This window comes from Flammeovirga sp. AWQ4_249 (assembly GCF_056161045.1).
The window spans coordinates 24361-36710 of record NZ_JBSWYJ010000007.1 but is presented as its reverse complement, the minus strand read 5'-3'; the positions used below and the strand labels follow the sequence as shown (position 1 = coordinate 36710).

The following is a 12350-nucleotide window of genomic DNA, read 5'->3' as shown; positions in this document are numbered from 1 at the left end:
TTTCTAATGACCTCTTTCTTAAATTATTTTTGCTCTCCGTCTTTTTTATCAACGACAGGTGCTTTATCTCTATTCGCTAATTCCCAAGCAGTTGAGAATACAAGTTGAGCTCTTTTTGCCATTGGACCAAAAGTAATTTTGTCTACTGTGTCCGTTGGTTGGTGATAATCTTCATGTGTACCATTGAAGTAGAAGATTACTGGAATACCATGTTTCGCAAAGTTATAATGATCAGATCTATAGTAATATCTATTTGGATCGTCTTTTTCATTGTATGTGTAATCTAATGCTAAATCAGGCATATATGTTTTGGCAACTTTTTCATGAATTACATGTAACTCAGATGAAAGCATATCTGCACCGATAACATAAATGAAGTCTTCTTGATCTTTATGTGCATCATCACCTCTACCAATCATATCAATATTGATATCAGCGATTGTGTTTTCTAATGGGAAGACTGGGTGATCTGAATAATACTCAGAACCTAATAAACCTTTTTCTTCACCTGTAACAGTCATGAACAAGATAGATCTTCTTGGTCCATGTCCATCCTTCTTAGCTTGAGAAAATGCATTCACAACTTCTAAAAGACCTGTTGTACCAGAACCATCATCATCAGCACCATTATGGATTTCTCCATTAATAATACCAACATGATCATAATGTGAAGTAACAACTAAAATTTCATCTTTAAGATCAGTACCTTCCATGAAACCTAAAACATTTTCCGTAGGAACTTTCTTCGTTTCAAATTTAGCATTGATATCTAAAGTATAAGCTTCACCTGTTGCAGCAGATTTACCTTTTGCTACTGCTTTTGCCATTGATTTTTCAAGTTTCTTTTCATTCAAACCTAATAATGACATAAAGCTAGACGGCTTACCTAAGATTAAACCAAAACTTCCTGCTTTTGCATTCTTCTGTTGTGGTTCAAAAGTTAATCTACCTTTAGTAATATAACTTCCATAGCGCTGAGCTTGCGTATTGTATTTTTCATCAGATTCAGGAAGAATAATTGCAAATGCAGCACCTTTTTCAGCTGCTAATTTTGCTTTTCTTCTTAAACCATTCATTTTGCTTGTAGCACCATAGCCTTCTGGAGATTTTTCAAAGAAAATTACACCTTTTCCTTTTACATCTACATTAGCATAATCATTGATATCAGTAGTTTCGTCACCATATCCAACAAAAACAACCTCTAAATCTTTGTCAAAAGAAAAGTTGCCATATGGGAAAATATCTTCGATTAAAGATAATGATTGACCATTGGCACTGATTGTAAAGTTTGAATATTTCTGTTGAAATAAATCAAATTTCTGTAAATATGGATTTGGAACGTTTTTAACTGGCCCTGTTAAACCTTGGTCGAAAAAGAATTGAGAAATATAATCTGCAGCCATTTTTTGACCTCTTTCCCCAGTTTCTCTTCCCTCAAATTCATCAGAAGCTAAGATTGATAAATGACCTTTTAACTCTTCTTGAGTGATTGTATTCTTGTACTTATTTACTTCCTCCTTATTTGACTCTAGGGTAATGTTCTGTGCAAATGAAGAAGTCAGTGATGCAGCTAGAATACCAGCCGTGATAACTGTTTTTTTCATAATTGTTGATTGTCTCTTATGAGATGTAAGTGTTTAGTTTGTTTCGATGAAATTTAATGAACTGAATCCCAGACCTAAGGAACTGGAATTGTGTGAGCATCTTTAGGTGAAGATAATACGATCATTGATTGTAAATCATCAACCTCTTTGATTTCACTTAGTTTATTTAATAACACTCTTTGATATTCTTCTATATCAGTTGTGATAACTTTCAATAAATAGTGACTATTCCCTGTTACGTGATGACACTCAATCACTTCAGGTATATTGTCTACTTGCTTTAAAAAAGAAGTATGGTTTTCTTGATTATGCTTTTCAATCTTCACATTTACAAAAGTAGTTACGCCTAAACCTAACGCTTTTGTATTCAGTTTTGCATGATAACTTTCAATTATTCCAGAATTCTCCAATTTCTTTACCCTTTCTAATGTTGGGGCTGGAGATAAATCAATTTCTTTCGATAGCTGAGCGTTTGTTATTTTAGCCTGTTTCTGAAGAATATCTAAAATTCTTCTGTCAGTCTGATCAAGTCTTAAAACTGCTTTTTTGTAAGTTGACATGTAAAATATCTTTTAATTATTGTCCCAATGTGTTGTATGTGATTAAAAAAGAAAATCTGTAAATAATAAAAAATCAGATTCACTCTTAAAATAGGATGAATGCAATTTATAATTATATTTTGTTATTATCCAATTTTACCAACTAAAATTTTGAAAAAGGAAATGATGTTTTGTTAACACGAAATAAGATAGGCTATATTATGGAGTATGTTTGCTTTTCTGATAATTCACATAATCAAGAATTCCATAAAAATAACTGTTCGCTACTTCAATAACTCTTGGTGAAATATTACCATTTTTGAAGTCGTTGTTATTTAATCCCCTTAGCTCTAATTCATTGTCTTGCAATAGTGGTTCTCCATAACACAATGGACTATTTAGCAGTCTACATAATCTTAAGTTTCGGGCATAAATACCGTTTCCTAAAGACATGGCAACATTCTTTAGATATCTAGGTTCATTTGTTTGATCTACGGCAGGGACTTTTAGATAATCTACAAACTGCTCCATTATGAATTTACTTAGATAATAAGAGTTCTTAGTATTATCACTAATTAAAATTCTTAGAAAATCATATCGGTCTCTTTTAGTAGCTAACTCCTTTTGCATAAACGAGCCAGGAACAAAAACCATCGAGAAATTTCTTTTAGATGGCTTCTTCCATCCTACATTTAACTCATCAGCATTATAATGTAAAACTACGGTAACATCAGGTTTGAAATAATTAATTTTATTCGCTCTTATTTCTAGGTCATCTTGTAAATAATAATCCCTGTAAATCTTTGACTCAGGAGAATGGTAAAGTACATGCATTAATTGTTTTTTAGTCAATTTGTGCTTATGTGTCACTTTACGTTGAAGATGTTTCTTTTTCCAAAGCTCATAATTTTCACTTGATGCTCCTGAATTATTTCCAGCTGTTCTAGTCATAAAAACTTCGGCACCATATTTCTCAAGGCTATCCCTTAAAACATAGGCAGTAGTTAGTGTTAAATCACCCTCTTTTAATTTGATTTCTTCACCATTCTCAAGTTTCATATCAATAAACCTACCTTCTATCTTGGCCATTTTCATATCAGTAGCAATATGACCAGGATCAATGGCTACTCTTATGCCCGAAAGAGGTTTCATCACAGAGGTTGGAACGAAATTATGATTCAATTTCAAAATTCTAATTGTTTGAATCATATCTTGTGAGAAAGGTTTTATACCTTTTGAATTATAGACATTATATTGAAAGTTTCTATCGGTAAATTCGAATACGTCCTGCATCATGGATAATTCACTCCAAGGCATAAAAAACTCCGCTATCCCCTTTTTTCTATGTGCTGGAGAAGCAAAAATTACGATACCTCTAGTGTTAATAGTGAAATATTCATAAAGATGTGGACTCTTTACCAAATATTTTTGAGCTCTTCTTTTATAATATTGAGCGAGCTGTTTATTCATTTGAGCATACAAATCCCCCACTCCAAATGTAACAAGGAGTGTAATCATGATGAGTATTTTACGGGGTAATTGATGCATTTATTTAATTTGGCTATAATTCAGGGTGCTAATTTATATAGTTAATGATAAGAAGTGCAATTTTTTTAGCTTCATAAGTTAAGGTAAACGACAAAATATCTACTATTCTCTAGATATTCATAATAAAGTACAAAAACTATTCTTAAAATTCAATTAAAGTTGTACATTAAACACTTATTATTTCTTGCACAAAAAAAGGCACCTACTATAATAGCAAGTACCTTAAGTATTTTTTATAAACCTTATTAAACTAATTCTTCATTATAAAGTTCTTTATGTAATAAGTTTAATGCGTTATTTTTTTCAAAAGTTGGGATCAAAACAGAAATGTTTGATTTACTACCACCATAAGAGATCATTCTCACTGGAAGAGACTCTAAAGCATGAACTACTTGAGAGACAATTTTAGCATCTTCAACAAGCATTTGTCCTACAACACATACAATTGTCATGTCTTTATCAACTTCAACACCACCTAAAGATTGTAAATCACGAACAATTTCTTCCAAGTGAGTATCATTATCGATCGTTAATGATACAGCAACTTCTGACGTTGTGATCATATCAATTGGAGTACTGTATTTCTCAAATACCTCAAATACTTTCTTCAAGAAACCATATGCCATAAGCATTCGGCTTGAACGAATTTTTATTGCTACAATACCATTTTTTGCAGCTACAGATTTTACTGGAATTGAACTATCAGAAGTTGGTCCAATCAATGTTCCAAAGGCTTGAGGAGCCATTGTATTTTTTAATCGAACTGGAATATCTTTTTTCTGAGCTGGTAAAACTGCTAATGGGTGAAGAATTTTAGCTCCAAAATAAGCTAATTCCGCAGCCTCATCATATGTTAGTTGTTCTACAGCTTTTGTATTTTCTACAAAACGAGGATCGTTATTATGCATTCCGTCAATATCTGTCCAAATTTGAACTTCTTCAGCTTCTATACATGCACCAATAATTGTTGCTGTATAATCACTACCTCCTCTTTGTAAGTTATCAACCTCTCCAAATTCATTCGTGCAAATATATCCTTGCGTAATGAACAAGTTTATATCTTTATTTTGAGCTAATGTTTCTTTTAATCTATTTTCGATCTGATCATATGAAGGTTCTCCATTTTCAGATCTCATAAAATCTAATGCAGGTAATAATGCAGACTTAATTCCTTTTTCAGTTAAATATAAGTGCATTAATTTGGTTGAAATCAACTCCCCTTGAGCATGAATTTCTTTTTCTTGCTTAGCAGAAAAACCTTCAAGATTGTAAGATGTTAATAGTTCATATTTCTCATTCATTAAGGTATGAGCAGCTTCACGAGAAGACTCTTCTTGTAAAAGCTCATAAATATGTTTATCGTATTTTGGTTTGAAGTCAGCAACTAATTTTTCTACTAATTGTTTATCGCCAGCAAAATAAGCATCGCATATACCTACTAAAGCATTTGTAGTACCTGAAACAGCTGATAATACAACTATTTTTGGTTTTTCATCTACTATTAAATTTGATACTTGAACCATGCGTTCTGCTGAACCAACTGACGTACCTCCAAATTTATAAACTAACATCGCACTAAATCTGTTTATTTTTTCTGTTTAACCTAAAATATAACGTAAAGATGATTTGTAGGGTTTATTTAATGAAATATAAAAAGTAAAAATACCGATATTTCACAATATGTTTTATTTATAACAATGAGAGGTTTTTAAAACAAACGAGAGGTATCTTGTTTAAAAAATTGGGTTTCATGAATTAATGACGAAAATTATCAAATTTTGCATTTATATGTCACTACTTTTTACAACTATTTCAATGACTTTTGAAGTATAAAAATTTCATTCGTCAATATCTCATTTTTAACATGAAATTACTATCATCGCTAAGCATCTTATGTCTCGTTTTTATTTCACTATCATGTAAGCAAAATCATTCAGATCAAACAAACAAAATTGCTTACTGTGAGACTGAGAAAGAATTTGGAAATATACAATCTCCAATAAATATCCTATCCGGCAAAGTCGAAGGAGCTGTTGCATCAAATCTAAATATTAATGCACATATTAATGCTGTTGAGAATACAGGGCATTCTGTACAACTAGATTTTGACAGTACTTCTCAAATTTTATTTGATAATCATGCCTATGATTTCAATCAATTGCATTTCCACACACCTTCGGAGCATCAAATTGACGGTATTACCTACCCAATGGAAATGCATATGGTCAATGTATTGCAAGATGACAAAAGCCCTAAGCCACATTACTTAGTAATTGGTGTATTATTTAAAATGGGTAAAAGAAATGCATTCATAGATGAATTTATCAACAAAATACCTAGAGATCATACAGGTATGGTCAATGTAAAAGATACTGAAGTAAACCTTGAGGATCTTTTTGGTAATTATGAAAGTGAAGAAATGAAGCATTATTATCATTATAAAGGATCGCTTACTACTCCTCCATATACTGAAACTGTTTCTTGGCATATCAACCAAGTAATATTTGAAGCTTCAGAAGAGCAAATAAAGATATTAAATCAAATTGAGGGAAATAACGCTAGACATATTCAGGCTTTAAAAGGCAGACATGTTGAGAAAGAAGACCTTCTTGTGGTTACAAAATAATATTAGTAGAAATGATTGAATTTAAAGGTGACTTTACAAAAGGTCACCTTTTTTTTACCTTTGATATTGAATTGTAAAAAAAACTGAATGGGTACAGCACTATTATCAACGGATTTATCATTACATGAAAAACTCAAAAATCACGATGCGTCGGTTGAACTGATATATTCGTTAGAAGAGATATTTACTAGAGATAGAAAAATAGACCTCCTATATATCGATGAATTGATGATTAAATCTTTTAATGAAGACCTCCTAACATCTATTATTTCTAATCCTGCTTTTGAAAAAAAAATTATCATTTCTACTGTAAATGACATTTACCAATTTCAAAAATTTATATCTCTTGGTTTTGATAACTACATTTTAAATGATAAACATCTTGTTAATCAACTCAATGATTCAATTCTGAAAACACCCAAAAGCCAATTAAATAGTTTTGAATTCAATGACCTTATTAAAGGACAATCTGAAAAAATTTCAAAGGTGTTTAAAGTCATGAAGAAAGCGGCTGCTAGTAAAATTAATGTAAATATTACTGGAGAAACAGGAACAGGTAAAGAATTAGTCGCTAAAGCAATTCATGAAGGGTCATCAAGAAAAAATAATAAATTGATTTCAGTCAATATTGCCTCGATCCCTATGGACCTTATTGAAAGTGAATTATTTGGATATGAAGAAGGTGCATTCACTGGAGCAACAAAAAAGAGAATAGGTAAATTTGAAGAGGCTAAAGGTGGCACTTTGTTTTTGGATGAAATTGGAGAACTACCAATGAACCTTCAGACAAAGTTACTTCGTGTTTTACAAGAGGGAGAATTAAGCAGATTAGGTGGTAATGAGGTTGTCAAAACAGATATTCGACTTATTACAGCGACTCATAGAGATTTGAATTATGAAGTTTCTAATAATAATTTTAGAGAAGATTTATATTATAGAATACTTGGTTTGCCTATTCACTTGCCACCTTTAAGAGAAAGAAAAGAAGATATCCCTGAAATTGTTAGCAACTTTATTGAGCAGACATGTCTTCAAAATAATATTATACCCTTAAAAAAAATCAATAAAGAAGCGCTTAAAGTTTTAAACAACTATTCATTTCCAGGAAACATTCGACAACTCAAAGCAATAATCGAATTGGCTGTAGTTTTATCAGATAATAATGTCATTTCTGAGCGTGATATATTAATAGAATATCAAAAAAGTGACTTCAATATTCTTGAAAAAGAACGAACATTGGAAGAATATAACATTGAGATCATTGAGCATTTTTTGAAAAAGTACCAAGGAAAGGTGAACTTTGTAGCAGATAAACTTGCAATGAGTAAATCCAAAATCTATAAATGGATTACTGAAGGCAAGATCTCAAAAACCTAAAACTTAATTTTATTACTCATGAGTACTGTTCAAAATACAAAGCTATACGATTTATCACAGTTAGAAATGCTTTCTAGAGGAGATGAGACTTTTGTAAAAAAGATGCTAAATTCCTTTATAAATAACCTAAAAGACGGCATTAAGGAAATAAACGATGCTTATCGATTACATGATTGGGCAACGATTGGTAAAATTGCTCATAAGTTAAAACCTTCAATGCTCGTGTTAGGTGTTACAAGTTTAAAAGAAACTATACTCCATCTTGAAAAAGATTTCAAAGAAGAAGGGTTTGATGAAAAAGAATTAGGAACAAAAGTCGAGGGATTTGTCGAAAAATGTAGAATTTTGTTAATGCAAATTCAACAAATTTCTAATAATTAATCAAAAAACTGACATCTGTCACTAAGAGGGTCAAACTATCTGTATATTTTTGTGCATTAAAATCAAATATTTAATGTACTCTCATGAAAAAAATTATTTTTAGTAAGCTTGCACCCTCACCTCTTGGACCTTATAATCAAGCCATTTTCGCAAATGGAACATTGTATGTTTCTGGACAAATAGGAATTGACCAATCTACAGGAAAATTTATTTCTGACACTATTGAAAATGAAACACACCAAGTAATGAAGAATCTAGGACACATCCTTGAGGAGGCAGGTTTGTCTTATGAGAATGTAGTGAAATGTAGTATCTTCGTTAGAGATATGAATGACTTTGCTAGAATAAATGAAGTATATGCTACTTATTTTAATGAGGAAACTGCTCCAGCCCGTGAGACTGTGCAAGTTGCACGACTGCCGAAGGATGTTGGAATCGAAATCTCATGTATAGCAATTCAATAAGAAAAATCTTTCTAATTCACTTTTTAGAACACTAAATAAATCGATTTTTATCTTGTTAATATTAATTCACAAAAAATTGAAACAAAGGTAAAAATTAAACGTGGGATAATAGAGGTCTAATGATTTTTAGACCTCTATTATAACGTTATCTACACGCATATAAATCAACCACCATTTCAAATCAAATGACAAATTCGATTTACATCAGTACTGCGGAGCCTAATAGTGGCAAAGCATTGGTTGCCTTAGGCATCTTAGAAAATTCTTTACGTAAAAGTTCAAAAGTCGGATTCTTTAAACCAGTTATTGGAGATTATACTTCAGGAAAAGAAGATGAACATATTTCTTTAGTTATTGAACACTTTGGTTTAGACCTTTCTCATGAAGAAGCTTATGGTTTAACATTAAAAAAAGCAAACGAATTAATTTCTCAAGGCAAAAAAGACGAAATGCTTGAAATTGTTATTGAGAAATATAAAAAATTAGAAGAGCGTTTTGATTTCATTTTAATTGAAAGTAGCGACTATAAAAATAGTATTACATTAGAACATAGTTTGAATATTGAGTTTGCAAAAAACTTAGCGACTCCTGTTCTAATTCTTACAAATGCTCATAATAAATCATTAGAAGAATGTACTGATTCATTACGAGTAGCTATTGATGACTTTAGATCAAATGACTGTAAAGTAATTGGTGCTATCGTAAATAGAGTTGATCATAATATTATCAATTCTTTAAATACAAAATTAGCAGAGAAATTTGCAAGTAAAGATATGTTACTTGCTTCTATTCCTGATGATGAAAGAATTTCTAGTCCAACGATTAGAGATATTGCTGAGCATTTAGATGCAAAAGTATTATATGGTGTAAGAAATATGGATGTATTGGCAGATAATGTTACAATTGCAGCCATGCAGATGCAAAACTTCTTACCAAAAATTAAAGATAATGCGTTAGTTATCACACCTGGTGATAGAGGTGATATTGTGTTAGGTACCTTATCAGCACATAGATCCCAAAACTATCCTAACGTAGCTGGATTACTTTTAACAACTGGATTAGAACCAGAAGATTCAATAAAAAAAGTAATCGAAGGTATGAAAGATATGTTTCCTGTTCTTTCAGTAAAAGAAAACACATATCAAACCGCAAATGCAGCTTCAAATGTAACAGCATCTATGCGTGCGAATGATTTGACGCGTATTGCTTATGCAAAAGAATTATTTGAACAACATGTAGATTCAAAAATGCTTGAAGAGTTATTAAGTACTGTAAAAGTTACTGGAATGACTCCGAAGATGTTCCAATACATGTTAACACAACGTGCTAGAAAGAAAAAAGCAAAAATTGTATTACCAGAAGGTACAGATCCAAGAATTTTGGAGGCATCTGCAATTTTAGCAAATCAAGATATTGTTGATATTGTTTTATTAGGTAAAAAAGATGAAATCGTTGATATCGCTCGTAAGAATGTAATCAACATTGATTTTGATCAAGTAGAAATTATCAACCCTGTTGAATACGAAAAATTCAATGAATATGTAAATACGCTTTATGAATTAAGAAAACATAAAGGTATGAACTTAGACATGGCTACTGATGCTATGTCAGATGTATCTTACTTTGGTACTATGATGGTACAAATGGGAGATGCACAAGGTATGGTTTCGGGTGCAGTACATACAACAGCCGCTACAATTCGCCCTGCTTTACAAGTGATTAAAACGAAACCAGGAACTTCTGTTGTTTCTTCTGTGTTCTTTATGAGCTTGCCAGACAGAGTTTTAGTTTATGGTGACTGTGCTGTTAATCCAAATCCTAACTCTGAACAACTTGCAGAGATTGCATTATCTTCAGCTGAAACAGCTATTGCATTTGGTATTGAACCTAAAATTGCAATGCTTTCTTATTCTTCAGGTTCATCAGGATCAGGTGAAGAAGTAGAAAAAGTTCGTAAAGCTACAGAAATTGCAAAAGCAAAACGTCCAGACTTGAAAATTGAAGGCCCTATCCAATACGATGCGGCTGTAGATGCTACCGTAGGACAAAAGAAAATGCCAGGTTCTGAAGTTGCAGGTCAAGCAAACGTATTAATATTCCCTGATTTGAATACAGGTAACAATACGTACAAGGCCGTTCAAAGAGAAACAGGTGCTTTAGCAATTGGTCCTGTTTTACAAGGTTTGAACAAGCCTGTTAACGATTTAAGTAGAGGATGTTTAGTAGAAGATATTTTGAATACAGTAATCATTACTGCTATCCAAGGTATTCAATAGTAAACAATTGTTATTAATAAAATTTATTAAGAATACCCTTTGCTTTGCGTAAAGGGTATTCTTGTTAATTCGCAATCTAATTTATTTAAAAAATAACTCTATACAGTTTAAAATGAAAATTCTTGTCATCAACGCAGGTAGTTCTTCTTTAAAATACCAATTATTCGAAATGGACGGAGAGCAAGTTCTTTGTTCAGGTATTGTAGAAAGAATTGGTTTAGAAAATGGTATTATCACGCACAAAACTTTTGATGCTGAAGGTAATGCTTCTAAAACAAAACTTGAGTTACCAATTCCAAATCACAATGTTGGTTTAAATGAAGTTGTAAACTTGCTGACTGATGCTGACAATGGTGTTATCCAAAACACTGATGATATTCAAGCAGTAGGTCATAGAGTTGTTCACGGTGGTGAATTCTTTAACAAAACAACATTAATCAATAATGATGTTGAAGAAAAAATCAGAGAGTGTTTCCAATTAGCACCTCTACATAACCCTGCTAACTTACAAGGTATTTTAGATTGTACAAAAATCTTTTCTAAAGCTAAGCAAGTTGCTGTGTTTGATACTGCATTCCATCAAACAATGCCTGCAACTTCTTACAGATATGCTATTCCTACAGAATTATATGAGAAAAACGGTGTTCGTGTATACGGTATGCACGGTACTTCTCATAAGTATGTTTCTGAGGAAGCAATTTCTTATTTAGGTTTAGAAGGTAAAGATTCAAAAATCATTACAATTCACTTAGGTAATGGCTGTTCAATGGCTGCAATTAGAAATGGTGAGTGTATTGATACTTCAATGGGCTTCTCTCCTCTTGATGGTTTAATGATGGGTACTCGCTCTGGTGATATTGATCCAGCAGTTGTATTCTACTTAATCGACAAGTTAGGAATGAAATCAGATGAAGTTTATGATTTATTGAACAAAAAATCTGGTATGCAAGGTGTAACTGGCGACAGTGACATGAGAGATATTGAGGACAGAGTAAAAGAAGGTGATGCCGCTGCTACTTTAGGTCTTGGTATGTATACTTACAGAATTAAAAAATATATTGGTTCTTATTTAGCTGCTTTAAATGGTGCTGATGCAATCGTGTTTACTGCTGGTGTTGGTGAAAACGATCATGGTGTACGTTTAAACGCGGCCAATAATTTAGAACATTTAGGTATCTCAGTCGATGAAGCGAAAAATGATAATTTAAGAGCTTCAAAAATTGAAGAAATTCAATCTGCAGATTCTAAGATCAAAGTATTGGTAATCCCTACAAACGAAGAGTTAGAGATTGCTCAACAAACTTTAGAGATCATTGGTTAATCCAGTGTCTTGCATAAAAAAAATCCCTTACAGTAAAATGTAAGGGATTTTTTTTGTAAATCTTTTCCGTAGCTCACTACGAATATAAAATTAGGTTATAACAGGAAGATTTCGTCATCCTATACACCTAATTACGTCTATTTTCTTCTTAAGTAGACATTTCTTTACACTTGTTTTCACAAGTTTAAAGAACAATAACATGAGTGTTATTCAA

Annotated in this window: 10 protein-coding genes; 6 read left to right on the top strand and 4 right to left on the bottom strand. The window is 31.9% G+C overall.

Annotated features, from left to right (window positions below; all coding sequences use genetic code 11):
• Positions 1 to 23: 23 nt before the first annotated feature.
• The 4 genes from ACXAHM_RS07675 to ACXAHM_RS07660 all read right to left on the bottom strand — a co-directional run bounded on the left by ACXAHM_RS07675 (position 24) and on the right by ACXAHM_RS07660 (position 5262).
• Positions 24 to 1604: a M28 family peptidase gene (locus ACXAHM_RS07675; protein ID WP_474959834.1), complete on the bottom strand. Its 1581-nt coding sequence runs from the start codon at positions 1602 to 1604 to the stop codon at positions 24 to 26.
• A gap of 74 nt (positions 1605 to 1678) precedes the next feature.
• Complete coding sequence (locus ACXAHM_RS07670; protein ID WP_474959833.1) at positions 1679 to 2164, bottom strand: Lrp/AsnC family transcriptional regulator; 486 nt, start codon at positions 2162 to 2164, stop codon at positions 1679 to 1681.
• A gap of 198 nt (positions 2165 to 2362) precedes the next feature.
• Entirely contained in the window at positions 2363 to 3691 is a 1329-nt protein-coding gene (locus tag ACXAHM_RS07665) for an N-acetylmuramoyl-L-alanine amidase (RefSeq protein WP_474959832.1), read from the bottom strand.
• Between the two features lie 245 nt (positions 3692 to 3936).
• Positions 3937 to 5262, bottom strand: a complete 1326-nt coding sequence (locus ACXAHM_RS07660; RefSeq protein WP_474959831.1) for an aspartate kinase — start codon at positions 5260 to 5262, stop codon at positions 3937 to 3939.
• A gap of 293 nt (positions 5263 to 5555) precedes the next feature.
• Between ACXAHM_RS07660 and ACXAHM_RS07655 the strand changes: the two genes are divergently transcribed.
• From ACXAHM_RS07655 to ACXAHM_RS07630, 6 genes are all read left to right on the top strand, one after another.
• Positions 5556 to 6317: a carbonic anhydrase family protein gene (locus ACXAHM_RS07655; protein WP_474959830.1), complete on the top strand. Its 762-nt coding sequence runs from the start codon at positions 5556 to 5558 to the stop codon at positions 6315 to 6317.
• Between the two features lie 87 nt (positions 6318 to 6404).
• Entirely contained in the window at positions 6405 to 7694 is a 1290-nt protein-coding gene (locus ACXAHM_RS07650) for a sigma-54 interaction domain-containing protein (RefSeq protein ID WP_474959829.1), read from the top strand.
• Positions 7695 to 7712: 18 nt separating this feature from the next.
• Complete coding sequence (locus ACXAHM_RS07645; RefSeq protein WP_474959828.1) at positions 7713 to 8075, top strand: Hpt domain-containing protein; 363 nt, start codon at positions 7713 to 7715, stop codon at positions 8073 to 8075.
• An 83-nt stretch (positions 8076 to 8158) separates the two neighbouring features.
• A complete protein-coding gene (locus ACXAHM_RS07640; RefSeq protein ID WP_474959827.1) occupies positions 8159 to 8539 on the top strand; it encodes a RidA family protein in 381 nt (126 codons plus the stop codon).
• 185 nt (positions 8540 to 8724) lie between these two features.
• Entirely contained in the window at positions 8725 to 10815 is a 2091-nt protein-coding gene (gene pta, locus ACXAHM_RS07635; RefSeq protein WP_474959826.1) for a phosphate acetyltransferase, read from the top strand.
• Positions 10816 to 10927: 112 nt separating this feature from the next.
• Positions 10928 to 12136: an acetate/propionate family kinase gene (locus ACXAHM_RS07630; protein WP_474959825.1), complete on the top strand. Its 1209-nt coding sequence runs from the start codon at positions 10928 to 10930 to the stop codon at positions 12134 to 12136.
• Positions 12137 to 12350: the final 214 nt, after the last annotated feature.

Coding starts and splice junctions, on each gene's coding strand:
- ACXAHM_RS07675 (WP_474959834.1), bottom strand. CDS start 1,604: ATGAAAAAAACAGTTATCACGGCTGGTATTCTAGCTGCATCACTGACT.
- ACXAHM_RS07670 (WP_474959833.1), bottom strand. CDS start 2,164: ATGTCAACTTACAAAAAAGCAGTTTTAAGACTTGATCAGACTGACAGA.
- ACXAHM_RS07665 (WP_474959832.1), bottom strand. CDS start 3,691: ATGCATCAATTACCCCGTAAAATACTCATCATGATTACACTCCTTGTT.
- ACXAHM_RS07660 (WP_474959831.1), bottom strand. CDS start 5,262: ATGTTAGTTTATAAATTTGGAGGTACGTCAGTTGGTTCAGCAGAACGC.
- ACXAHM_RS07655 (WP_474959830.1), top strand. CDS start 5,556: ATGAAATTACTATCATCGCTAAGCATCTTATGTCTCGTTTTTATTTCA.
- ACXAHM_RS07650 (WP_474959829.1), top strand. CDS start 6,405: ATGGGTACAGCACTATTATCAACGGATTTATCATTACATGAAAAACTC.
- ACXAHM_RS07645 (WP_474959828.1), top strand. CDS start 7,713: ATGAGTACTGTTCAAAATACAAAGCTATACGATTTATCACAGTTAGAA.
- ACXAHM_RS07640 (WP_474959827.1), top strand. CDS start 8,159: ATGAAAAAAATTATTTTTAGTAAGCTTGCACCCTCACCTCTTGGACCT.
- pta (WP_474959826.1), top strand. CDS start 8,725: ATGACAAATTCGATTTACATCAGTACTGCGGAGCCTAATAGTGGCAAA.
- ACXAHM_RS07630 (WP_474959825.1), top strand. CDS start 10,928: ATGAAAATTCTTGTCATCAACGCAGGTAGTTCTTCTTTAAAATACCAA.